The following is a 24680-nucleotide window of genomic DNA, read 5'->3' on the forward strand; positions in this document are numbered from 1 at the left end:
CGTCGCCATCCGGCAACCATCAAACCTGTCGGGCAGCCTCAAGAATCGCCTCGTTCAGAGCATGCAGCCCCTGGGTACGCGAGGCGCTGAGCTGCGCGCGTAAACCTAGCTCGTCAAATAATGCCATAGGCGAATGCGCCAGTAACTCGGCTGCAGTTTTACCTTCGACCGCCGTGAGTAATACCGCCAGCAGCCCGCGTACAATGCGACCTTCGCTGTCGCCGAAGAAATGCAAAGTACCATTCTCATGAAGGGTATGCCCCAGCCAAACGCGGTTTTCGCAGCCCGCGATCTCTTTGGCCTGTGCCTTTAGCGAATCCGGAAGCGCTGGCAACTGCTTACCCAGCAGAATCAGCTGGCGATATTTATCTTCCCACTGGGTGAGCGAGGTAAAGGTATTGCGTAACGTCTCTTCCGTTACGGTTGTGCCAAACGGGTGTCCGGCGAACAGAGGGCTTGTCATTAATCCACCAATATTTCCAGCGCGCGGTCAACGGCTGCGACCAACGCATCTACATCACTTTGCGTATTATAAGGTGCAAATGAGGCGCGTAGCGTCCCGGATACGCCCAGTTCTGCCAGCAGCGGTTGCGCACAGTGTTGTCCTGCACGCAGTGCAATGCCATATTCGGCTAGCAACGTCACCATGTCGCTGTGATGAACGCCTGCGAAATCAAAGGCTAACAGACTGGAGTCCTGGCAGCGGAAGGAGCGAAAGCCGGGGCGTTTCGCCAGCGCATCTTCTGCCAACGTCGCCAGACCCCGGCTCCAGTTTTCGGCCTGCACCACGTCAACGTCCGCCAGCCATTCGAGCGCCGCGCTTAGCCCGATAACGCCAGCAACGTTAGGCGTACCGGCCTCCAGCTTCCATGGAGCAGCCTGGGTGGTGAAACCGTCAAAACTGACTTCGCTAATCATTTTACCGCCACCGAGCCAGGGAGACATGGCATCCAGCAGTTCCGGTTTACCGTACAGCACGCCAATGCCGGTGGGGCCATACAGCTTGTGGCCCGAGAACGCATAGAAATCAATGTCTAATTGCTGTACGTCGGCGGGGAAATGGACAATCCCCTGGGCACCATCCACCATCACCACCATTCCAGCCGCATGGGCGAGCGTAATGGCGCGGGCCAGATCCGGGCAACCGCCGGTAACGTTCGACATCTGCCCAAGCGCCAGAATGCGGCTGCGTGGAGTGATGAGTTGCGTGAGGCATTCAACGTCTGGCAATAAATGGGCGTTAAGCGGCAGCCTGACGACCTTCGCCCCCGTTTGCTCCGCCACCATCAGCCAGGGCACGAGGTTGGCATGATGCTCTGCTGCGCTAACGATAATCTCATCACCCGGTTGTAAGCGCGGTCGCGCATAGCTTTGGGCAACCATGTTGATCGCTTCCGTCGTACCGCGGGTCCAGACGATTGTTTTGTCATCCGGCGCATTAATCAGGCTTGCGACTTTTTCCCGCGCGGCTTCATAGCGTGCGGTCAGGCGCTGTGCTTCGGCAAACTGGCTGCGGTGGACGTTCCCGGCGCTCAGGCTATAAAACTGATGGGTGGCCTCAATCACTGCCTGCGGCTTCAGTGCTGTAGCAGCGCTGTCGAGATAGACGCCAGCATCGTTGAGTGCGGGAAATTGCGCGCGAAACTGCGCGGGGTTAAAAGCGTTCATGGTATTCCTCAGTTCAGTAAACCGATCGTGGCGCAAAAAGGGCGCTGATACAAGGGGGGGGCTAACCATCGGAATACTCTGGATATCCTGGCAAAGTCCACGCAGTGTCTTATGCTATATACCGTTAGGCGAGCAATTTAGCCTGTTACGGAGTGTGTTTTTAATAGCATAAATCGCTTTAAGGAGAAAAAGATGAAAAAGACTGCCGCAATTATCTCTGCTTGTATGCTGACTTTTGCCCTGAGCGCCTGTTCTGGTTCGAATTACGTGATGCACACCAATGATGGTCGATCAATCGTATCTGATGGTAAGCCACAGACCGACAATGAAACGGGGATGATTTCGTATAAAGACGCTAACGGCAACAAACAGCAGATTAACCGTACCGATGTGAAAGAGATGGTAGAACTGGATAACTAACCGGTCGTCCATCGACAAAGAGTCGGACAAAAAAAAGCACCGCAATTTGGCGGTGCTACATTAATCACTATGGACAGACAGGGTAAATGTACAGGAAGTGAAAAAGGGTAGCTTTGCTACCATGGTCTGAATCGCAGACCAATTGCAAACACAACAACACAACATCACAACCGTAAGCCAAAAGCCCACCAGAACACGCATTCCGATAAAACTTTTCGTTCCGGCTTCAGGAAGTGCCGCCACTATAGGTATTTGCTGGTAGAACCTCAACGGACAATTTATAATGGCTCAGATAAAAAAAACTAATAGGTTACAACCTGTTGGTTAATTGTTAAATTCATTTAACATCAAAGCCTAAAAGTCATGTCAAAACGATTACCACCCCTAAATGCGTTGCGTGTTTTTGATGCTGCAGCGCGTCATTTGAGCTTTACTCGCGCAGCAGAAGAGCTTTTTGTGACGCAGGCCGCAGTAAGTCATCAAATCAAGTCACTTGAGGATTTCCTGGGGCTGAAGCTGTTTCGTCGACGCAATCGATCTTTGCTGTTAACGGAAGAAGGCCAAAGCTACTTTCTCGACATCAAAGAGATTTTTTCGCAATTAACCGACGCGACGCGTAAACTTCAGGCACGCAGTGCAAAAGGTGCGCTCACCGTGAGTTTATTGCCCAGTTTTGCAATCCAATGGATGGTTCCCAGACTCTCTAGCTTTAACTCAGCTTATCCGGGAATCGATGTCAGGATCCAGGCGGTGGACCGTCAGGAAGACAAACTGGCTGACGATGTTGATGTGGCGATTTTCTACGGACGTGGCAACTGGCCGGGTCTGCGCGTTGAAAAATTGTACGCAGAATATTTATTGCCGGTCTGCTCGCCGCTATTACTCACCGGTGATAAACCGCTAAAGACGCCCGAAGATCTGGCGAAACACACATTATTGCACGATGCGTCACGCCGTGACTGGCAAGCCTATACGCGCCAGCTTGGCCTGAATCATATCAACGTACAGCAGGGACCCATCTTCAGCCATAGCGCCATGGTGCTCCAGGCTGCTATCCATGGACAGGGAATTGCGTTGGCTAATAACGTCATGGCGCAATCCGAAATAGAAGCCGGACGTCTGGTCTGTCCGTTTAATGATGTTCTGGTCAGCAAAAACGCATTTTATCTGGTTTGTCATGACAGTCAGGCAGAACTGGGTAAAATAGCCGCCTTCCGTCAGTGGATTCTGGCGAAAGCGGCCACGGAACAAGAAAAATTCCGCTTTCGTTATGAACAATAATTTACGTAGGGTATTCACATGACCAGCCGTTTTATGCTGATTTTTGCCGCCGTAAGTGGCTTTATCTTTGTGGCGTTGGGCGCCTTTGGGGCACATGTTCTGAGTAAAACCCTCGGTGTCGTTGAGATGGGGTGGATCCAGACTGGCCTCGAGTATCAGGCGTTCCATACGCTGGCTATATTTGGCCTGGCCGTCGCCATGCAGCGGCGTATTAGCATTTGGTTTTACTGGAGTAGCGTGTTTTTGGCATTAGGAACGGTGCTGTTTAGCGGCAGCCTGTATTGCCTCGCGCTCTCTCATTTACGCCTGTGGGCGTTTGTTACCCCCGTCGGCGGTTTCAGCTTCCTTGTGGGCTGGGCGCTGATGTTAGTGGGCGCTATTCGATTGAAACGTAAGGGCGTTAGCCATGAATAAGGTTGTATTGTTGTGTCGCCCAGGTTTTGAAAAAGAGTGCGCCGCAGAAATTACGGATAAAGCAGGACGCCGGGAAATCTTCGGTTTTGCCCGCGTGAAAGACAATGCGGGTTACGTCATCTTCGAATGCTATCAGCAGGACGATGCCGAAAAGTTAGTGAAAGAGTTGCCGTTTAGCTCGCTGATTTTTGCCCGTCAAATGTTTGTGGTGGGCGAACTGCTGCAATATTTACCGCCGGAAGACCGCATTACGCCGATTGTCGGCATGTTGCAGGGCGTGGTAGAGAAAGGCGGCGATCTGCGCGTTGAAGTTGCTGATACCAATGAAAGCAAAGAGTTGGTTAAATTTTGCCGTAAGTTTACCGTACCACTGCGCGCGGCGCTGCGGGAAGCGGGCGTGCTGGCAAAATATGAAACGCCAAAACGTCCGGTGGTTCATGTGTTCTTTATCGCACCAGGCTGTTGCTATACCGGCTATTCCTGGCCTGACAATAACTCACCGTTCTACATGGGCATTCCGCGTCTGAAGTTCCCGGCCGATGCGCCGAGCCGTTCAACACTGAAGCTGGAAGAAGCGCTGCACGTGTTTATTCCTGCCGATGAGTGGGATGAACGTCTGGCTAACGGAATGTATGCGGTGGATTTAGGGGCATGCCCGGGCGGTTGGACCTATCAACTGGTTAAACGCAACATGTGGGTTTACTCCGTGGATAATGGTCCGATGGCGCAAAGCCTGATGGATACCGGACAAGTTACCTGGCTGCGCGAAGACGGATTTAAGTACCGGCCAAATCGCAATAACATTTCGTGGATGGTTTGTGACATGGTGGAAAAGCCCGCGAAGGTTGCCGCCCTGATGGCGCAGTGGCTGGTCAACGGCTGGTGTCGTGAGACTATCTTCAACCTCAAGCTGCCGATGAAAAAACGCTACGAAGAGGTGTCGCAAAACCTGGCTTATATTCAGGCACAGCTTGACGAGCATGGCGTAAATGCCCAGATTCAGGCGCGTCAGCTGTATCATGACCGTGAAGAAGTCACCGTGCACGTCCGTCGCCTGTGGGCTGCTGTTGGTGGTCGTCGCGACGAGCGATAAGGTAAAATTGCAGGCTGGATGAAGGCGTAAATGCCTCATCCGGCCTGCATTGTTTCAATCAGCGGCGTATCTGAAATAATATGCGTCACATCATCCAGATGCCCAATTCGGGCCTCCCCCGAACGATTAAATTTACTTTTATCGATCAGCAATAATGACTGCGCTGCGCGCTTAAGCAGAATGGACTTGAAGTCGGCATTGGTCGCGTTAGAGTCCCAGAGTGCGCCGTCGCTGTCGATCCCTACGCAGGAAAAAATAAACAGATCGATCTCGAGTGGTTTGAGCTGCGAGATGAGCGAGGGGTTAACATAGCAACCGTATTTACGCTCAAGGCGACCGCCGGAGCTGATGAGCTGAAGGTGTTCGCGTTTAGCCAATTCCTGGCAAATGGGCTGGCTGTTGGTAAAGACGTGAATGTTGATGTCCGGTAACTGTCGCGCCAGGTACCAGCACGTTGAGCTGGCGTCCAGGGCTATCACCATACCTTCTTCGATCCATGCCAGCGCTTCGCGGGCAATATTCGCTTTGTGGGCATAGTGGCTTTTGAGTCGCATATGAAACGGGTCGCCGCTGTCCTGATTTTCCCGATGAATCACTTTGGCCCGCCCGTGATTGCGCAGCACTTTTCCCTGGGCTTGTAACTCGCTGAGATCGCGGCGGATGGTCTCTTTGCTGACCTTAAGTTGCAAAGCAAGGGTTTCGGTTGTCAGATTTTTGTGGTTGGTAAGCAGATCTACGATTGCCTGCTGGCGCGCCGCTTTCATGTTCTGATCCTCATCTTATGATGAATGCCCGTAGCTGACGGGCATTCAGACCAGAGATTACGGGGTTACTCCTTTTTTTAATAGAATATTCCCGTACTTTGCCCGCTCTCCTGTGATAACGATCGCAAACGCCTGTTGCGCGCGTTCATAGAAGGCATAGCGGTCAATACGCGTGATGTCCGGGCAGGGGGTTTGCAGTGAAAGCGCCTGACGATAGCGGGCCTCGACGTCAGGATCGAGGGCATCGCCTTCAACAGCCGCCATCATCACCAGCGGTGGGGCATAGCTGTCCAGTTCAAAGAGCGGAATAATCGCCTGTAGCAGGTCGCTGACCAGCAGACCGTCGGCGCGGATAACCTGCGGTCCCATGCTGTGGGCCGGGAAGTGGGCATCGGAAAATATAATCTCATCGCCGTGCCCCATTTCAGCCAGTACCTTCAGCAGGTCGGGCGAAATTAAGGGAGATATTGTTTTGAGCATATTACTCAACTCCTGTTAGTTCGGATTCGGTTTGCGGATAGAAGTAACGGTACTGGTAGCGTACCTGCCCGCGTGCCTGTTCCGGTGAGGCAAATTCCCCAATGCCCGACCACGCAAACATTGCGGCACCTGCCACGGTGGTTTCGGCGTCATCCAGCACTTTGACAGGTATCCCGAGAACATTCGCTTTGATCTGATTCCACAACGCGTTGCGGCTTCCCCCACCAACCAATAGCAGTTCAGTGGCCTGGAAATGACCGATTTTTTCCAGCGTATGGAGGTTTCGCTGCAGCTGTTCTGTCAGTCCTTCCAGCGCGGCGCGATAAAAGTGCCCACGGGTGGTATTGAGCGTAACCCCTTGCCAGCCCGCATTCTGACAGGCCAGCAGGTCGCAGTGCATCTTCACGCCTTCGGCGCCTGCCGGGATGGCCCTGGCTTCGTCAATCAGCGTCTGCCAGGGGGTGTCGGCAGTCCACAGCAGCTTACGCACCCACTCGAGTACACCGGAAGCCAGCCACTGCATGCCGGGGTTATTCAGTCCAGCCTGGCTATCCAGCTCACAAGTGGAACCCGCATATTGGCTGAGCTGGGAGGTATCCACCTGCGCACTGCGCACCATCAGAATTTCCCATGTGCCGGAAGAGAGCACCGGTTCATCTGGTTGGGCTCCAGCGCCAAATAGCGCAAACTGCGTGTCGTGTCCGGCAGAGATGACCGGAATTCCCGCCGTAAGCCCGAGCAGGCTGGCAGCCTCTGGTTGCAAAGCCCCAATCTGTTCGCCTGCTTCAACCAGGCGCGGGAACAGACGGCGCGGTATGCCCGTAGCCTGCAAAATGTCATGACTAAAATCGCGCTGCCGGATGTCCAGCAGCTGGCTGGTGCCCGCCATGGTGATATCTGTAGTGAACTCGCCGGTTAAACGGTGGTTGATAAGCGACGAGATAAACAACCAGGCGTGCGCCTGCTCCAGATATTGCGGATGGTTTTCTTTCAGCCACACCAGTTTATACAGCGTGTTGAAGCTAAATGCGCCGACGCCGGAAATCTCCTGCAATTGCTGCGGTGATATGTAGCGGTGAATATTCTCCATCACCGCTGCGGTGCGTGGGCATTTCCAGCTAATCACCGGATACAGCTGCTTGCCGTTCTTATCAACCAGCGCGCCGTCTACGCCAAAAGTGGTGACGGCGATCCCGCGGACATGGCAGGCGGCCAGTTGCGTGCAGAGGCGCTGACAGCAATCGGCGAAGTGTTGCAAAATTGACTCCAGCGACCATTGATGCCAGGTACTGTTTTCTGTTGCGATGTCACTGGCGTTCGGGGTTGCTGCGCGGGCGACAATCTTTCCCTGTCGGTCAACGGCGATAGCCCGCACGTTGGTCGCGCCACAGTCGAGAACCAGGATAACGTCTTGTTTCATAATCGCTCCCCAAACGTAGCCGGATGGCGCAGCGCTTACCCGGCCTACAAAATTCACCGCGCAGGCCCGGTAAGCTTGCGCCACCGGGCCAGAGTCGCATTAACGCTTATACAGCGGGCCGTAGTTCTGGCAGGCGCGATAATCCTGGCCTTCCATATCCATACCATGGGCTGCCCAGGCTGAAGGGCGGTAAATTTTTTCGTCTTCCACGTTGTGCATACAAACCGGGATACGCAGCATGGCGGCGAGCGTAATAAAGTCCGCGCCCACGTGACCTATCGTCAGTACGCCGTGGTTTGCGCCCCAGTTAGCCATGACGGAATAGACATCGCTGAACGGGCCTTTACCGGTTAAGCGCGGGGCAAACCAGGTGGTTGGCCAGGTGGAGTTGGTGCGCGCATCAAGCTGGTCGTGCATCTCTTTCGGCAATTCCACGCTCCAGCCTTCCGCGATTTGCAGCACCGGGCCCAGGCCTTTGATGATATTGATGCGGGTCATGGTGAACGGCACGCCGCCCTCGGTCAGGAAGCGAGAAGAATAGCCGCCGCCGCGGAAGTATTCGTGAATAGCCGGACACCATTCGGTAGCCGCCAGGCAATCATCCGCCTCTTTCTGTGAGATTTCCCAGTGCGGCTTCATGGTCGGTTTCCCTTCGCCGTCGCGCTGTTTGCAGGAGCCATCCAGCGCTGCCGAGCCGGAGTTAATCAGGTGAATAATACCGTGCTCAGCAAGGCCGGTCAGCGGTTTACCCGTGACACGTTCAACCGCCTCTGGCGACCAGTAGGTGCGCACATCGGCAAAGACCTGCGCTGTGCCGGTGAGTTGATGACCAAACAGCATCGCCACGCCGTTCAGGCTGTCGTTTTCGGTGGCGACAACGAACGGTTCGCGAATGCCGTTCCAGTCAAAGGAGCTGTTGAGCAGTGCTTCGGCGGTATCGCCATTCGGGTATTGATCGGTCCAGTGACGCTGGCCCTGGAAGCCTGCGGCAATCGCGTTGTACCCCAGCGACTCTTCAACCCGACCTTTGTCTGCCAGTTTCTGGTTACCCTGCATCATGTCGCGAATGCACATGGCCATCAGCAGGCTCTCTTTCAGCACCGCACGGCTCTGCTCTGCGTTACGCTTATATTGCTGTGCGTTCTGATCTTCACCGTAGCGGAAGTTTTTATCCGCCCACGCCAGCGCCATTTCCAGCTCAGCTTCGTCATAGATTTTTTGGTCGATGCGACGACGCAGTTCGGTCATATCAACGGGTTGAACCTTCATTCCCAGCCAGGATTCAAAGAAGTTATGATCGACAATCGAGCCAGCAATGCCCATTGAAACGCCGCCTACGGACAGGTAGCTTTTGCCTTTCATACTGGCAACCGCCAGGCCCGCGCGGGCAAAGCGCAGCAATTTTTCTTCGACATCGGCAGGGATCGTGGTGTCACCGGCATCCTGTACGTCATGGCCGTAAATAGAGAAGGCGGGAAGTCCTTTTTGATTATGCGCAGCCAATGCTGCGGCCAGATAAACTGCGCCGGGACGTTCTGTTCCGTTAAAGCCCCAGATAGCTTTCGGGCGCATCGGATCCATGTCGATGGTTTCGCTACCGTAGCACCAGCATGGGGTAACAGTAATCGTCACGCCTACGTTCAGGCTGCTGAATTTTTCTTCACAGGCGGCAGATTCAGCCATCCCGGCAATGCAAGTGTCGGCAATCACACATTCAATTTGTGCACCACAGGCGTGACGAAGTTTCTCTGTGATCAGCGCAGCAGTGGCTTTAGCCATATTCATGGTTTGCTCTTCGAGCGATTCACGAACACCCATACGGCGCCCATCAATCACCGGACGAATTCCAATTTTCGGTAAGCTATTTTTGTTCATTCGAGGTTCCTCATCTCACTTTATGCCGTGCTGCAAAAGCGGATGTTGAACACCACCGTCGCAGTTGGCTGAATAACCCATTTTTGCTAACTCGAGTTAGCTTAGGTATTAGAGAGTTTTTTGCACAACTTTTTTGTTGTGGAACTGTGAGAGGCTTCACGAGAAGTGGTTAAAATTCGATCTGCGTCAAATAAACCAGGACGGGTATTTTCAATAAATTCTTTTTAAATTAATTGGTTGTAATAAATTGTCTGTTCAGCGTCACAGTTTTAAACCAAATGATTTGGCTATTTTGAGTAGCTAAAATAGCTTTAAAAGGCACTTCGCTAACTCGAGTTAGCATAATTGATAAAACGCATATGAACTTATAGGTAGTATTCGCATTAACGGTGACGATGGCTTCCTGGCAACGTTTTGCGCCTGATTCACTGATTGCAGTTTCTGTATATTGAGGAAAGCAGCAATGTCTGAAACATTTTTACAGATGAGTCATATTACGAAACGTTTTCCCGGCGTATTAGCGTTGAGTAATGTGGATTTTGCTTTACGCAAAGGAGAGGTTCATGCGCTGCTGGGTGAGAATGGCGCAGGAAAGTCTACGTTGATGAAGATTTTATCCGGTGTTTATCAGCCTGATGAAGGGGATATTATTTTTGAGGGACAACCTGTTACTTTTGCGAACCCGTTAAGTGCACAAAGCGCAGGTATCACCATCATTCACCAGGAGTTTAACCTTTTCCCTGAACTCACGGTGGAAGAAAATATATTTATTGGCAGGGAGTTTTGCAAAAATAATCGCTGGCGTCTGGATGAAAAACAACAGCGACAGGCAGCTATCGATATTTTGCAAAAATTAAACCTGAATATCTCTCCAGAAACGCTGGTGGCCGATCTGACCGTCGCGCAACAACAAATGGTTGAGATTGCTAAAGCGATATCGGTGAATGCCAAGATTCTTATTATGGATGAACCGACGGCAGCACTGACTGAAACGGAAATTGACAGCTTATTTCAGGTAACTCGTTTGCTGAAAGAACAGGGAACGGGCATTGTTTATATCTCGCACAGATTAGAGGAACTGGCGCTGATCGCCGATCGCGCGACGGTGATGCGGGATGGTCAGTTTATTGCCACTGTGGATTATGATGCGGTTAAAATTAGCGATCTGATTGCCATGATGGTTGGGCGCGATCTTGGCAATATCTATCCTCGCCGCGAACCTTTGGCTCAACGCAAACCGGTGTTGGAAGTAAGCGGTCTGACGCGCAATGGCGTATTGAACAATATTGATTTCACTCTGTATCAGGGCGAAATTTTGGGCTTCGCCGGTCTGATGGGGGCAGGACGTACTGAGCTGGCGCGGGCGATTTTTGGTGCGGATCCCATTGATGGCGGAACCCTCAAGCTGAACGGTAACGTGACGGTAATTAAAGATATTCCTGATGCTATCAAACAGGGTATCAGCTATTTAACCGAGGACAGGAAAAAAGAGGGGCTGGCATTAGGACTGTCCGTTGAGCGCAATATTATGTTGGGCAATTATCCTGAGTATTCCGATCGTTATGGCAACGTGGACAGCAAACGTTGTCAGAAAACCAGCGAAGAACAGGTGAAAGCCCTACGCATTAAAACACCACATTTAGAACAGGCTGCTCTGAATTTAAGTGGTGGTAATCAGCAGAAAATTATTATTGCCAGATGGGTGTGTAAAGACACCGATATTCTCATCTTTGATGAACCCACTCGCGGTATTGATGTGGGTGCCAAACTTGAGATTTATGAATTAATGAATCGACTGGTGGCAAAAGGGAAGTCAATTATCATGATCTCCTCTGAATTACCGGAAGTGCTGGGTATGTGCGATCGCATTTTAGTGATGCGTAATGGACGTATTACCGGGGAGTTAGCTTCTGATGACGCCACACAAGAAAAAATCATGCAATATGCGACGTTAGAGGACTAATTTATGACTATCTCTGTAACCTCTTCAGACAGCAATAATAAGAAAATAAAAATTAACAAAGAACTTTTAATGCGCCTTGCGCCGCTTTTGAGTCTGATTATTTTAGTAATATTTTTTAGCTTTGGTTCGCCATTTTTCTTTAACACTGAAAACATCATGACAATCGCTCTGCAAACTTCAGTGATTGGCATTATGGCGATTGGCGTTACCTTCGTCATTATCACGTCAGGAATCGACCTTTCTCTTGGCTCGGTGGTGGCCTTTTCGGGTGTTGCGGTGGGCATCAGCGCCACGCTGGGATTGCCTCTGCCCGTATGTATTCTGGCCGGGGTGCTGGCCGGTGGATTATGCGGCTATATCAATGGTCTGCTGGTCACCAAAATGACTATCCCACCTTTTATCGCCACGCTGGGCCTGATGATGTCCGTCAGAGGCATCAATATGGTGATGACAGATGGTCGTGCGATTTATTTCGCTGATTACCCCACCTTCAAAATGCTGGCCCAGGGACGTTTGTTCGATGTGTTGCCTTATCCCGTTTTTTACCTGGTGGTGGTGGCGCTAATCGCCGCCTACATCCTGAAGAAAACGGTGATTGGTCGCTATGTTTACGCTGTGGGTAGCAATGAGGTGGCCGCACATCTTTCCGGTATTAAAGTTCAACGCGTCAAAATTTTCGTCTACGCCTTTTGCGGTCTGCTGACCGGGATCGCCGGCGTTATTCTGGCCTCACGTCTGAACTCTGGTCAGCCAACGGTTGGCGTGGGTTATGAACTGGAAGCCATCGCGGCGGTTGTTATTGGCGGTACGAGCCTGATGGGAGGAATTGGCACCATCGGCGGGACTATCATCGGCGCATTCATTATGAGCGTGTTGAAAAATGGTCTGAACCTGATGGGGGTTTCCCAGTTCTGGCAAATGGTGGCCATGGGCGTGGTGGTCATTGCTGCGGTTTATCTCGATACATTACGCAAAAAAATTCGTTGATTTACGCTCCCGGAAGTCACGGGGCATCATAACCCTGACGTTTAGGGTGACTCACTCAGAACGGAGTAAAACAATGAGAACCAGGAATTTTGTCTATGCGTTATCCCTGCTGGCCTGTATGACATCCAGCGTATTGGCTAAAGATATGAACCTTCCGGTGGTCAGTAAAGGTTTCCAGCATGAATTCTGGCAAACCGTAAAAATGGGGACGGAAGCGGCAGCAAAAGAGTCGGGTGATAAAACCAGCTATGTCGGCCCGGCGGATGAAACTCAGATTGCCGAGCAGATTCAGCTAGTTGAAAACGCGATGGCGCAAAAACCCAATGGGCTATTGCTGGCAGCGTTAGATGCCAATGCGCTGGCGCCATTAGTTGAGACCGCAAATTCACGCGGCATTAAAGTTGTGACGTTTGACTCCGGCGTGAATTCCGATATTCCAGTGAGCTTTGTCGCCACGAATAACCGTAAAGCCGGTGCTGAAGCGGCGGATGCACTGGCTGCGGAAGTGGGCAGCAAAGGTAAAGTGGGCATTATTGCGCACGTAGCGGGGACCTCCTCAGCGATTGAGCGTTCGGAAGGGTTTATTGCCCGCATGAAGGAGAAATACCCGGAAATCCAGGTGCTACCGGTCCAGTACAGCGATGGCGATCCGCAAAAAGCGATGGATAAAACCATCGATATGATCCAGGCCAACCCTGATATTGCAGGGATTTATGGCACCAATGAAGGCTCAACGCTGGGCGTAGCAAACGCCATTGATAGTCAAAACCTGAAAGGCAAAGTGAAAGTGATTGGTTTTGATAGCACCGAGGCAATCATTGCTTTCCTGAAGTCTGGGGTCATTCAGGGCTTTGTCGTGCAGGACGCTTATCAGATTGGCTACCAGGGTATCAAGACACTAAATGCAGCGGTATCGGGTCAGTCTGTACCGAAAGAAATTGATATTCCGGTTAAATTCGTTAATGCGAAGAACATTGACACCCCGGAAATTGACAAGCTGTTACACCCATTTGGTAAAAAATAACCCCGTTGGGGCGAAGTGCTCGCCCCATCATTCGCCAGCGTCAGGGAGTTACTATGGGCAGTGGATATTTCCTCGGTGTGGATGTCGGTTCCGCCAGCGTCAGGGCTGGTGTCTTTGATGCCAGTGGCAAACGGCTGGCTTTTGCGACATATGCCATCTCGCAGTTTCGACCCGGTCCTGAGCGGGTTGAGCAGTCATCTGCAGAAATCTGGCAGCAGGTTTGCCATGCAGTGAAGGAGGCGGTGTCGTCATCCGGGGTTCGCATTGAGGAGATCCGCGCATTGGGATTTGATGCCACCTGTTCATTGGTGGCACTGGATGAACAGGGGCGGGGCCTGGCGGTTTCACCAGGCGAACCATCAGACCATAACATCATCATGTGGATGGATCATCGTGCGGCGCAGGAGACGCAACGTATAAACGCCACGCAGGATCCGGCTCTGCGCTACGTTGGCGGTGAAGTCAGCGTCGAAATGGAGCTTCCTAAAGTACTGTGGTTGAAAAACCATTTTCCAGCCACCTGGCAGAGTGCGTATCGCTTCTACGATCTGGCGGACTTTCTGGTCTCTAAAGCTACCGCCTGTGATGTTGCTGGTCTGTGCACGCTGACGTGTAAATGGAACTATCTGGCACATGAACAACGCTTTAGCCACTCTTTGCTTGACGCTGTTGAGCTAACGGATTTGTTGGGCAAAATCCCGTCGCGGATCCTGCCGCCAGGCGCTGCCGTTGGAACGCTTAGCGCCGATGCGGCCCAGGCGCTGGGGCTGACGACTGCAGTGGTCGTCGCCAGCGGAATGATTGATGCCCATGCGGGCGGAGTAGCGCTTGCCGGTGTTGAGCCTGAGGGGACGTTGGCGTTGATCAGCGGAACGTCAAATTGCCATATGCTGTGCAGCGAGCAGGAAATTCATACACCTGGTGTATGGGGGCCGTACTGGTCAGCCATGCTGCCAGGCTACTGGCTGACAGAAGGGGGGCAAAGTGCCGCTGGGGCGTTAGTCGACTGGACGCTTCAGGAGTCAGGAGCCAGCGCGGCGCTATTTCACAAGGCTGAGGCGCGGGGTTGCCATCCCATCGTTTTAGTTAATGAATGGGTTGCCGCACTTGAGGCGCAGGAGTCAGAGCCTGGTCGTTATTTGCATGTGCTGGCCGATCACCACGGCAATCGTTCACCGCGCGCGCGACCCGATGCCCGGGGGAGTGTTTGCGGTTTGACTCTTGAGCGAGGCGAGATGCAGGTTGCTCGTCTGTACCTGGCGACATTACAGGCGATCGCCTGCGGTACGCGGCATATTATGGAAGTGATGCGCGAAAACGGTCACACCATTTCCCGACTGACGCTGTGCGGCGGCGCAACGCATAATCCACTGTGGTTGCGAGAATATGCCGATGCCACCGGATGCGATATTCATCTGATGCAGGAAGAGGATGCGGTGACGTTAGGTGCGGCCATCACCGGCGCGGTTGCCTGCGGCGCGTGGGAAAATATTCCATCTGCATGCCAGGCGATGGTTCGATCAGGCGAGGTGATTAAGGCTAACCCGGCACGGCGCAACTTCTATGACCGCAAATATCAGGCTTATCTGATGATGTGGGATCAGCAGCAGGCGATTAACCAACTTATGCAGTAAGACAAAAGTTTAAAATACTTTTATGATTGTAGATTGACGTTTTTGGATGTGAACTGGGGCATATAAATGGCTAAAACAGTAGAACAGATAGCCAGCGATCTGAATTTATCGGTTACGACCGTACGACTGGTGCTGAACGGGAAAGCAGAGCAATATCGAATCAGTGTCAAAACCCAAACGCGTATTAATGAATATGTCGAGCGCTATGGTTACGTCATTAACCATTCAGCACGCAGCCTGAAATTGAATAAAACGGATACGTTGGGATTGATTGTGCCCAATATTTCCAACGTGTTTTTTGCCACACTCGCAGAAAAACTTGAGCAACGTTGTCGTCGTTCCGGTTATCAGCTAACGATTAGCTGTACCTATGACGATGTTGATTACGAAAATAAACTGACCAAAGCGTTAATAGCTCGCAATGTCGATGGCCTTTTTATTGTTCCCTCAACATTAGAGAATCAGCAGCACCATTTACGTCAGGTCAGAAAACCGATGGTGTTACTTGACCGTGATTTTAAGTATACCGATAACGCTCTGGTAGAAAGCCATAACATTTTGGGCGGCGAAAAATTGACGCAAAGTTTGTTTGACGCTGGAAAGTCGCCGATCTGGTTTTTGGTGGGAGATACCGGATTACCCAGCATCGGCGACCGTTTACAAGGTTATCTTAATGCATTGAACATGCATAGCGATTGGGTGCGCGAAGGGCCGGACAACACGCCCGAGGGTGGTTATCGACTGATGGATGAGTTGATCGGCGAACAGGGTTGTCCACAGGCATTTATCGCCTCATCATTACCCGTACTGGAGGGGGCCATTAACGCTATTCGTAATCGTTTTGGCACAATTCCACCTGAAATTAACATTGGGACATTCGATGAACACCCAATGCTGGGATTCCTCGCCAATAATGTCTGGTCAATGCAGCAGGATGAAAATGTTTGGGCGGAAAAAGCGTTCGATATGATGATGAGTGCTATTGATGACCAGCCAATTAAAGAAACTGTAAAAGTTGAGATGAAACTTATTAAGCGCGTAAGACAACCTTAATACGCCGCTATAAATAAATCGGCCTACTGAACCTGAATATATACGTTCAGTGGCTGCCTGTATCTGAAACCTGACCCGTCTTACTCTGCGGCTGCATTTTTCGCAATAAAGACGAGGGGAAACTGTACCCGGAGAATCATTATGGAAAGAATGCGTTTGTCGCGAGAAATCATTGAAACCTGCCTTGAAATGACCAGCCTTGGATTGAATCAGGGGACGGCGGGAAATGTGAGTGCGCGTTATGAAAATGGGATGCTGATCACGCCCAGCGGTATTCCTTACGAAAGACTTACTGAAAATATGATCGTGTATGTAGATAACGACGGGAAATATGATAAAGGACAATTACCCTCCAGTGAATGGCGTTTTCACCTGGCGGCATATCAGACGCGTCCGGATGCCAATGCGGTTGTCCATAACCATGCCGTACATTGCACGGCCGTTTCTATTCTTAATCGCCCTATCCCGGCAATTCACTACATGATTGCGGCGGCTGGGGGGAACTCTATTCCGTGTGCGCCTTATGCGACGTTTGGTACACGAGAGCTGTCAGAGCATGTGAGCGTCGCCCTGAAAAACCGTAAGGCAACGCTTTTACAGCACCATGGGTTGATTGCTTGTGAAGCGAATTTGGAAAAAGCACTGTGGTTGGCGCATGAAGTGGAAGTTCTGGCCCGCCTTTATCTGAGCACGCTGGCGATTGTTGACCCGGTGCCGGTGCTGGATGACGAGGAGATCGCCATTGTGCTGGAGAAATTCAAATCTTACGGATTACGCATTGAAGAGTAATTTCGCATAGCGAAAAGGAGAAATACGATGGCGAACAGAATGATTCTGAACGAAACGGCATGGTTTGGCCGGGGAGCTGTTGGTGCATTAACCGATGAAGTCATCCGTCGTGGTTATCGCAAGGCGTTGATTGTGACTGATAAAAATCTGGTGCAGTGCGGCGTTGTCGATAAGGTGACTTCCCGAATGGATGCTGCTGGTCTGGCATGGGAAATCTATTCAGGCGTTATTCCTAACCCAACCATTGCGGTGGTGCAGGAAGGGTTGGGTGTCTTTAAGCAAAGCGGCGCAGACTATCTGATCGCCATCGGCGGAGGCTCCCCTCAGGATACCTGTAAAGCGATTGGCATTATCAATAATAACCCTGAGTTTGCGGATGTACGCAGCCTTGAAGGGTTATCGCCAACGCGCAACCCGAGCGTGCCGGTTATGGCTATCCCCACCACCGCGGGAACGGCAGCGGAAGTGACCATTAACTACGTGATCACTGACGAAGAAAATCGGCGTAAGTTTGTTTGTGTCGACCCCCATGACATCCCACAGGTAGCGTTCATTGATGCTGACATGATGGACGGCATGCCAGCGGCGCTAAAAGCCGCCACCGGAGTGGATGCCCTGACCCATGCTATTGAGGGGTACATTACGCGGGCTGCGTGGGCGCTTACCGATGCGCTGCACATTAAAGCCATTGAAATGATAGCCGGGGCATTACGTGGTTCCGTTGCGGGCGATACCCAGGCCGGGGAAGCGATGGCGCTGGGCCAGTACGTGGCCGGGATGGGCTTTTCCAACGTTGGTCTGGGATTAGTGCATGGAATGGCACACCCGTTAGGTGCGTTTTATAACACGCCGCACGGCGTAGCAAATGCCATTTTGCTGCCGCACGTGATGCGCTATAACGCCGAATTCACCGGGGAAAAATTCCGCGATATCGCCCGGGTGATGGGAGTTAAGGTTGAAGGACTGACGCTGGCTGAGGCACGTAAAGCGGCAGTGGATGCCGTCTTCGCCCTTAACCGCGATGTAGGGATCCCACTGCATTTACGCGATGTTGGCGTACGTAAAGAGGATATTCCTGCGCTGGCGCAGGCGGCATTGGACGATGTTTGTACCGGGGGAAATCCGCGTGAAGCGAACCTTGGAGATATCGTTGAGCTGTACCACACCGCCTGGTAATTTTTCAGCGTGACGGCGTGAAAGCCTTATCCGGCCTACCGGGGTGTTCGACGTGTAGGCCAGATAAGCACAGCGCCATTCGGCAACAGACCTATCGCACCAACCGTAATTGCTGCAGGTTTCCGTCGATATGTAAGTCCGTTTGCAGCCGTGCGATATCGCGACACAGAAACGCCATCTCTTGGTGCATCTCTAGTTTCTTGCGCCACTTGTCCGGTACTTCATCAAGATGCGCGTAAATGCCTTCCAGATGTTGAAACTGTACGAGCAGCTGCGTGGCGCTTTTGGGACCAATACCTGCAACCCCCGGAACTTTCGAACTGCTGATCCCGGCCAGTCCCCAGTGATCAGGCAACTGCTGCGGCAGCACGCCAAACTCTTTCTCAATAAACGGTGCATCCAGCCAGCGCTTCTGGAAGTAGTCACGAATACGCAGCGTCGGGGAGAGCAACTGACAATAGCCTTTATCGGTTGAGACGATGGTAGCCTGATGTCCCGCCTGGCTCACTTTAACCGCCAGGGTTGCGGCTAAATCATCGGCTTCATTCCCGCTGGAGACCCAGCAACAGACGCCGCGCTGTTCAAAAGCGGCGCGTAAGGCGGGCATTTCCTGGTGCAATTCATCAGGCATCGGGGGGCGACCGGCTTTGTAGTCAGGCAACCGTTGGTGACGCCAGCCGCTGTTGCGCGCTTCATCATCGAATACCGCCACGGCGTGCGTAGGCTGACTGTGCACAATCAGCTGATCGAGCGCGTGCTGGCACGTCTCTACGCAGGGTGAGCCCTGTACGGCGTGAATGCGGCGGATAAGATTCAGTGCATCGACAATGAGCAGGTGGACGGCCACGGTGTTCTCCCTAACAAATAAGTTTGTAGGGTAACATTCACGGCGAGGGGAGGCGAGTGTTGCGAAATAGCGTTATCCGTAGGCCGGATGGCGGCGAGCGCCTCATCCGGCCTACAGATCCTGAAACGTGGTGGGACTTAGTCGCAGGTGACAATCTTCATCGCCAGACCGCCGCGAGATGTTTCACGGTATTTGGCGTTCATGTCTTTACCGGTTTCGTACATGGTCTCGATGACTTTATCAAGGCACACGCGCGGTTCGCTGGTACGGCGCAGCGCCATACGTGCGGCGTTCACTGCTTTAACCGAAGCAATGGCGTTACGCTCAATGCACGGTACCTGTACCTGGCCGGCAACCGGATCGCAGGTCAGACCCAGGTTATGTTCCATACCGATTTCCGCCGCGATGCACACCTGCATTGGGCTACCGCCCAGCAGTTCAGCCAGACCGGCCGCAGCCATGGAGCAGGCAACGCCGACTTCACCCTGACAGCCCACTTCGGCGCCAGAGATAGAGGCGTTCATCTTGTACAGTGAACCAATGGCGCTCGCGACCAGCATGTAGCGTGCCAGCGAGTTAGCGTTCACTTCGCGGATAAACTTGTCGTAGTACGCCAGCACGGCAGGAACAATCCCGCATGCGCCATTAGTTGGCGCCGTAACCACGCGTCCACCGGCAGCGTTTTCTTCGTTCACGGCCAGCGCGAACATGTTGATCCAGTCAACAACCGCCATCGGATCAGTGGTGGTTTTGTCGCTGCTGACCAGCATACGACGCAGCGCCGCCGCGCGACGTGGAACGCGCAGTTTGCCCGGCAATACACCTTCGGTGGTGATGCCGCGCTCAATCCCGCTGCGCATGACGTCCCAGACGTTGGCGAAGTGTTGTTCCAGCTCTTCTTTGCTGTGCAGCGCCAGTTCGTTTTGCATCATCAGACCGGAAAGCGACAGGCCGGTTTCCTGGCAATGACGTTGCAAATCAGCCGCAGATTTATACGGATACGGCACGTTTACCGGAGAGTTGTTCGGTAAACCAAAATGTTCTTCATCAACGATGAACCCACCGCCAATGGAATAGTAAGTCTGGCTATAAATGGCTTTTTCGCCCGCCAGTGCGGTAATACGCATCCCGTTTTCGTGCAGGGACAGATTGTCCGCATGGAAATTCATGCACTTGTCGACCGGGAACTCGACCTCATGTTGACCGTCCGCCAGCAGCAAACGTCCATGAGTATTCACATCCTGGATAAAGGCCGGGATGGCATCAATGTCTACGGTATCCGGCAGATTACCCGCCAGGCCCATAATAATCGCGATGTCGGTATGGTGACCTTTCCCCGTCAGAGACAAGGAGCCATAGACATCAACCACTACGCGGGTTACGTCAGTGAGAATTCCGCGTGCAATCAGGTCATCCGTGAATTGTTTGCCTGCTTTCATCGGGCCAACAGTGTGGGAGCTGGAAGGGCCAATGCCGATTTTGAAAATATCGAATACGCTAATCATGAGGCGTCCATTGTGTATCGAGGTGCGCCGCCCCGAGGAGCGGCGCAGGGGAATTAACTGAACAGAGAGTAGAAAATAGCGGAGATAGCGATCAGGCCCATAATCACAACGAAGACGTTGCTGATATGGCCGCTGTATTTACGCATTGCCGGTACTTTCTGAATTGCATACATCGGCATCAGGAACAGAATCATCGCGATGATAGGGCCACCCAGGGTTTCAATCATACCGAGGATACTTGGGTTCAGCGTCGCCACAATCCAGGTGGTTACCAGCATGAACAGCGCAGTGATTTTGTTCAGTTTGTTGATTTCGATGGTTTTGCCTTTGCCGCGCAGAGACTTAATTACCATACCGTTGAAACCTTCACGTGCGCCCAGGTAGTGGCCGAGGAAGGATTTGGTGATAGCGATAATCGCGATGATCGGTGCCATCCAGGCAATGATCGGCGCGTTAAAGTGGTTTGCCAGGTAAGACAGGATAGAGATGTTCTGCTCTTTCGCTGCGGCCAGATCCGCTGGGGTCAGGCTAAATACGCAGCTGAAGACGAAGAACATAACGGTCAGCACCATCATGATGTGAGCGAATGCCAGAATCTTAGAGCATTTCTTCTCAGCTTCATCACCGTATTCTTCACGCTTCGCCACGGCGAAGGAGGAGATGATTGGTGAGTGGTTGAAGGAGAATACCATTACCGGAATTGCCAGCCACAGGGTCAACAGCAGTCCGTTGCCGGTGGTTGCTGCAGAGTCAAAGGACAGGGTTTCCAGAACTGCACCGCTCCACTGAGGGATCAGGTACAGCGCCAGCAGCATCAGGGCGGCAACAAACGGGAATACCAGGATGCTCATCGCCTTCACGATCATCTGCTCACCGAAACGCACGATGGTCATCATGCCGACAATCAGGATCAGAGACAGGATTGCGCGCGGCGGCGGCGTAATTGCCAACTGGTGGGTCAGGAAGCTTTCGACGGTGTTGGTGATTGCTACGCTGTAGACCAACAGAATTGGGTAGATAGCGAAGAAGTAGAGCAGGGTAATCAGTTTACCTGCGCCTACACCAAAGTGTTCTTCTACAACTTCAGTAATGTCTTCACCCGGATTTTTACCGGACAGCACGAAGCGAGTCAGGCCGCGGTGTGCAAAGAAGGTCATTGGGAAAGCAAGGATCGCCATGATGATCAGCGGAATCATACCGCCTACGCCTGCGTTAATCGGCAGGAACAATACACCCGCGCCAATCGCCGTGCCGTAAAGGCCCAGCATCCACATGGTATCTGTCTTGCGCCATGCGCTGCGGGTCTGGCCCGTAACGATAGTGCTGGTTTGAGTGTTTTCCATCTATTTCTCCTGGAGGAAGCTTAAAAAGTCGGGTTTGGGATCAATCCAATGAGAAAATACCCGACTGTAAATCGAAATTCGTTGAGCGATTTTTTATATAATTTTTCGCCGTAATAATTTGCGGGCGGAAAGATACATTTTAGTAATGAATGTATCAGTGATCGCGATCCCAAATGCAATAATCCACCTTTTATGTGGATAAATTTGGACCATTAATCTGTTAAAAAATAGTCAAAGCGAATTTACGGGCGCGAAGGCTAACATTAACGACATATATCATGAAAGCGAAGGCGCGAAGATACGAGCGTTACGCTGTAAAAACTGTTGTTTTTAGAGGATTTTGGCGACTAATAATAATTTCCTAAGATAAATCACGGTTGGGTTTTAAAGGTAATCGTTTGCGTAGCGCGCTATTTTTAATGAAACATCATCGGTATTTATATGATCGTCTGAGCTATGTGACTGGTATCACTAAAAAAAGCCGGGAGGCTGATGCGCCAAACCCGGCTTTGATATGGACAAAACTGTCACCGCGATAGCGTCTGCTGGCGGCTGTTGGAGGTTAGGCGCAAATCTCGTAGCAAGGGATATACGCGGAGCCTGGTAACTTCATACGATGCTGTGCAACAAAGCCCTGCAGGAGATCGTCCATGCGGCGCATCATTTCGCGGTCACCGTGGATTTTGTACGGTCCAAACTCTTCAATGGCGCGGATCCCGACTTCCTTCACGTTACCGGCTACAATCCCCGAGAACGCACGGCGCAGGTCTGCCGCCAGTACTTCCACAGGTTGGTCCGGGTACAGCTTCAGGTTAGCCATGTTTTCATGGGACGGCTCGAACGGCATCTGCAAATCAGGCGCGATACGAATCGACCAGTTAAAGCTGTAGGCATCACCGGTGTCACGGCGGTTCTCTTTCACCAGCGGCATCGCTTTTTTCATCAGACGAGCCACTTCTGCTGCATCGTCTATGATAATGCGATAGTGGCGACGCGCATCTTCCCCCAGCGTGTGCACGATAAATTCGTCCAGCACGCGGAAGTAATCGGCGCTCTCTTTTGGTCCAGTCAGGATCAGCGGTAAAACCTGATCTTTGTTGGCCGGGTTCATCAGGATCCCCAGCAGATACAGCAGTTCTTCTGCTGTCCCTACGCCGCCTGGGAAGATGATTATACCGTGGGCGATACGCACGAATGCTTCCAGACGTTTTTCAATGTCCGGCATGATGATCAGTTCGTTAACCAGCGGGTTAGGCGGCTCAGCGGCAATGATTGACGGTTCGGTCATACCGATAAAGCGGCTGTCTTTGTATCGTTGCTGGGCGTGACCGACCGCAGCGCCTTTCATTGGCGCTTCCATCGCCCCCGGACCACAGCCGGTACAGATGTTCAGTTCGCGCAGGCCCAACTGGGTACCAACGCGACGGGCGTACAGGTACTCATTTTCGTTGATTGAGTGACCCCCCCAGCAGACGACCATGTTCGGCGCTTCACCCACGTGTAGCGCCCGGGCATTGCGCAGGATAGAGAATACCAGGTTGGTAATATGCACCGAGCTTTCGAGATCCAGATGCTGAAAGCGACCGGCGTTATGGATCTGGCCATTGACGAACAGAATGTCGCGCAGCACAGCAAACAGGTTGGCCTGCAGTGCGCGAATAATGCGTCCATCAACAAACGCATCTTCAGGCGGGTTGATCAGTTCCAGCTTTACGCCCCGTTCGCGGCGCAGCACGTTAATGTCGAAACTTTCAAAGCGTGACAGCAGCTCTTTGCTGTTGTCGGTCAAACTGCCGGAGTTCAGAACGGCAAGCGAACAGTTACGAAACAGTTGATACAGGTCGCTGCTGGCCGTGCGTTTAAGCATATCGACTTCCAGCTGCGACAACATGTCCATTGAGCCAAGCGGGCTAATATGTGTAATCAAGTAAACTCCTTATGGGACGCAACACGTCATTCCCTGTTGATTACAATAGCCCTGGCTTATGACCTTTCACAACCTTGCGCGCGGAATCCGGCACGCAAAATTGAGAAAAAAGATTACTGACGTACCAGGCGCCCCGTTGCTGGGGTGAAATCGGTGTTGGTGCGCCATGGGTTAATGTCCAGGCCGCCACGTCGCGTGTAGCGTGCGTAAACGCTCAGTTTCTCCGGCTGGCAGAAGCGCAGAATGTCATTGAAAATGCGTTCCACGCACTGCTCGTGAAACTCATTATGGTGACGGAAGGAGACCAGATAACGCAGCAGCTTCTCGCGATCGATTTTTCGTCCGCGATACTGAATCTGTATGGAGCCCCAGTCCGGCTGGTGGGTGATCAAGCAGTTAGACTTCAGCAGATGGCTGACCAGCGTCTCTTCCACCGCTTTTTCACCGCCAACGGCATTTTCCAGATACTCTGTGCTGAACTGGTAGTTATCGATGACGATATCCTGATTGTCGATACAGGTGCCGTTAAAGTGGGCTATCGGTTGTCCTTCCAGTTCGTCAAGACGGTACAGCGCTACGCTGACATCACCCTGAGCACAAGCGCGCAGATCGTTTTCCAGCGTCTGGCGTACCGCATCCCAGGAATCAAAACGCGTCTGGTTAAAACTGTTCAGGTAAAGCTTAAAGCTTTTCGATTCGATCAGATTTACGCTGGTGTAATCCAGTTCTACATGACCGACCGCTACCTGCGGTAAACCGTTGGCATTCAGCCATGACAGTTCATATAGCGTCCAGATATCGGCACCGTGAAAAGGCAGATTATCGGCCTGTAAATCCAGTGGGTCGCGGTTCAGGCTGCGTGGAACGCCCTGCAGCAGGCTGGCATCGTAATTGTCACGGTAATCTGTTGATTTACCGAGAGTCAGGCCGTCAAGCGCCTGATGATTTTCATAAGAGGACATGTTTCACCGTCATAAACCAGATACACTATGCGACAAGTGTATCCTGGCTTTTGTG

Annotated in this window: 22 protein-coding genes; 11 read left to right on the forward strand and 11 right to left on the reverse strand. The window is 52.2% G+C overall.

The window, feature by feature from the left end; genetic code table 11:
- Positions 1 to 19: 19 nt before the first annotated feature.
- Positions 20 to 463, reverse strand: a complete 444-nt coding sequence (csdE, locus tag HV334_RS04820) for a cysteine desulfurase sulfur acceptor subunit CsdE (protein ID WP_047357912.1) — start codon at positions 461 to 463, stop codon at positions 20 to 22.
- Positions 463 to 1668: a cysteine desulfurase CsdA gene (csdA, locus tag HV334_RS04825; protein WP_153690054.1), complete on the reverse strand. Its 1206-nt coding sequence runs from the start codon at positions 1666 to 1668 to the stop codon at positions 463 to 465. Before csdA ends, csdE begins: the two co-directional genes overlap by 1 nt.
- Positions 1669 to 1860: 192 nt before the next feature.
- Between csdA and HV334_RS04830 the strand changes: the two genes are divergently transcribed.
- The 4 genes from HV334_RS04830 to rlmM all read left to right on the forward strand — a co-directional run bounded on the left by HV334_RS04830 (position 1861) and on the right by rlmM (position 4876).
- Positions 1861 to 2088, forward strand: coding sequence for a YgdI/YgdR family lipoprotein (locus HV334_RS04830; RefSeq protein ID WP_016154261.1), 228 nt, complete (start codon positions 1861 to 1863; stop codon positions 2086 to 2088).
- 363 nt (positions 2089 to 2451) lie between these two features.
- The gene (gcvA, locus tag HV334_RS04835) at positions 2452 to 3369 is read left to right on the forward strand and encodes a glycine cleavage system transcriptional regulator GcvA (RefSeq protein ID WP_016154260.1); all 918 of its coding nucleotides are present in this window, start codon (positions 2452 to 2454) and stop codon (positions 3367 to 3369) included.
- An 18-nt stretch (positions 3370 to 3387) separates the two neighbouring features.
- The gene (locus HV334_RS04840; protein ID WP_003034037.1) at positions 3388 to 3783 is read left to right on the forward strand and encodes a DUF423 domain-containing protein; all 396 of its coding nucleotides are present in this window, start codon (positions 3388 to 3390) and stop codon (positions 3781 to 3783) included.
- Complete coding sequence (gene rlmM, locus HV334_RS04845) at positions 3776 to 4876, forward strand: 23S rRNA (cytidine(2498)-2'-O)-methyltransferase RlmM (protein WP_003034040.1); 1101 nt, start codon at positions 3776 to 3778, stop codon at positions 4874 to 4876. Before HV334_RS04840 ends, rlmM begins: the two co-directional genes overlap by 8 nt.
- A 35-nt stretch (positions 4877 to 4911) precedes the next feature.
- Here rlmM and fucR read toward each other — a convergent pair whose 3' ends face one another.
- The 4 genes from fucR to fucI form a co-directional block, all read right to left on the reverse strand.
- Positions 4912 to 5640, reverse strand: a complete 729-nt coding sequence (gene fucR / locus HV334_RS04850) for an L-fucose operon activator (RefSeq protein WP_094760837.1) — start codon at positions 5638 to 5640, stop codon at positions 4912 to 4914.
- Between the two features lie 57 nt (positions 5641 to 5697).
- Positions 5698 to 6120 carry an L-fucose mutarotase gene (gene fucU, locus HV334_RS04855; RefSeq protein WP_019077593.1) on the reverse strand — a complete coding sequence of 141 codons (423 nt, stop codon included), beginning with the start codon at positions 6118 to 6120 and terminating at the stop codon, positions 5698 to 5700.
- Position 6121: 1 nt separating this feature from the next.
- Complete coding sequence (gene fucK / locus HV334_RS04860; protein WP_181221233.1) at positions 6122 to 7540, reverse strand: L-fuculokinase; 1419 nt, start codon at positions 7538 to 7540, stop codon at positions 6122 to 6124.
- A 99-nt stretch (positions 7541 to 7639) separates the two neighbouring features.
- Complete coding sequence (gene fucI / locus HV334_RS04865; RefSeq protein ID WP_047357907.1) at positions 7640 to 9415, reverse strand: L-fucose isomerase; 1776 nt, start codon at positions 9413 to 9415, stop codon at positions 7640 to 7642.
- A gap of 463 nt (positions 9416 to 9878) precedes the next feature.
- Between fucI and HV334_RS04870 the strand changes: the two genes are divergently transcribed.
- From HV334_RS04870 to fucO, 7 genes are all read left to right on the forward strand, one after another.
- Positions 9879 to 11378, forward strand: coding sequence for a sugar ABC transporter ATP-binding protein (locus tag HV334_RS04870; RefSeq protein WP_046276142.1), 1500 nt, complete (start codon positions 9879 to 9881; stop codon positions 11376 to 11378).
- Positions 11379 to 11381: 3 nt separating this feature from the next.
- Entirely contained in the window at positions 11382 to 12365 is a 984-nt protein-coding gene (locus HV334_RS04875; RefSeq protein WP_003034055.1) for an ABC transporter permease, read from the forward strand.
- A gap of 73 nt (positions 12366 to 12438) precedes the next feature.
- Positions 12439 to 13389: an ABC transporter substrate-binding protein gene (locus tag HV334_RS04880; protein ID WP_016157361.1), complete on the forward strand. Its 951-nt coding sequence runs from the start codon at positions 12439 to 12441 to the stop codon at positions 13387 to 13389.
- Positions 13390 to 13442: 53 nt separating this feature from the next.
- Positions 13443 to 15023, forward strand: coding sequence for an FGGY-family carbohydrate kinase (locus HV334_RS04885; RefSeq protein WP_047414355.1), 1581 nt, complete (start codon positions 13443 to 13445; stop codon positions 15021 to 15023).
- A gap of 66 nt (positions 15024 to 15089) precedes the next feature.
- Complete coding sequence (locus HV334_RS04890) at positions 15090 to 16076, forward strand: LacI family DNA-binding transcriptional regulator (RefSeq protein ID WP_181221234.1); 987 nt, start codon at positions 15090 to 15092, stop codon at positions 16074 to 16076.
- A gap of 141 nt (positions 16077 to 16217) precedes the next feature.
- Positions 16218 to 16865 (forward strand): L-fuculose-phosphate aldolase, encoded by a 648-nt coding sequence (gene fucA, locus HV334_RS04895; RefSeq protein ID WP_003034062.1) that lies wholly within the window; start codon positions 16218 to 16220, stop codon positions 16863 to 16865.
- 27 nt (positions 16866 to 16892) lie between these two features.
- Positions 16893 to 18041 carry a lactaldehyde reductase gene (gene fucO, locus HV334_RS04900; protein ID WP_181221235.1) on the forward strand — a complete coding sequence of 383 codons (1149 nt, stop codon included), beginning with the start codon at positions 16893 to 16895 and terminating at the stop codon, positions 18039 to 18041.
- Between the two features lie 91 nt (positions 18042 to 18132).
- On the opposite strand, the gene xni is transcribed toward fucO, so the two are convergent.
- The 5 genes from xni to queF all read right to left on the reverse strand — a co-directional run bounded on the left by xni (position 18133) and on the right by queF (position 24625).
- Complete coding sequence (xni, locus tag HV334_RS04905) at positions 18133 to 18888, reverse strand: flap endonuclease Xni (protein ID WP_181221236.1); 756 nt, start codon at positions 18886 to 18888, stop codon at positions 18133 to 18135.
- Positions 18889 to 19025: 137 nt separating this feature from the next.
- Complete coding sequence (locus HV334_RS04910) at positions 19026 to 20393, reverse strand: L-serine ammonia-lyase (RefSeq protein ID WP_016154248.1); 1368 nt, start codon at positions 20391 to 20393, stop codon at positions 19026 to 19028.
- A 53-nt stretch (positions 20394 to 20446) separates the two neighbouring features.
- The gene (locus HV334_RS04915) at positions 20447 to 21736 is read right to left on the reverse strand and encodes an HAAAP family serine/threonine permease (protein WP_016154247.1); all 1290 of its coding nucleotides are present in this window, start codon (positions 21734 to 21736) and stop codon (positions 20447 to 20449) included.
- A 562-nt stretch (positions 21737 to 22298) separates the two neighbouring features.
- On the reverse strand, positions 22299 to 23663 hold the full coding sequence (gene ppnN / locus HV334_RS04920) for a nucleotide 5'-monophosphate nucleosidase PpnN (protein WP_003840366.1): 1365 nt from the start codon (positions 23661 to 23663) through the stop codon (positions 22299 to 22301).
- 113 nt (positions 23664 to 23776) lie between these two features.
- Entirely contained in the window at positions 23777 to 24625 is an 849-nt protein-coding gene (queF, locus tag HV334_RS04925) for an NADPH-dependent 7-cyano-7-deazaguanine reductase QueF (RefSeq protein WP_016154246.1), read from the reverse strand.
- Between the last annotated feature and the right edge of the window lie 55 nt (positions 24626 to 24680).

It is taken from the genome of Citrobacter sp. RHBSTW-00944 (assembly GCF_013615435.1).
GTDB lineage: Bacteria > Pseudomonadota > Gammaproteobacteria > Enterobacterales > Enterobacteriaceae > Citrobacter > Citrobacter braakii.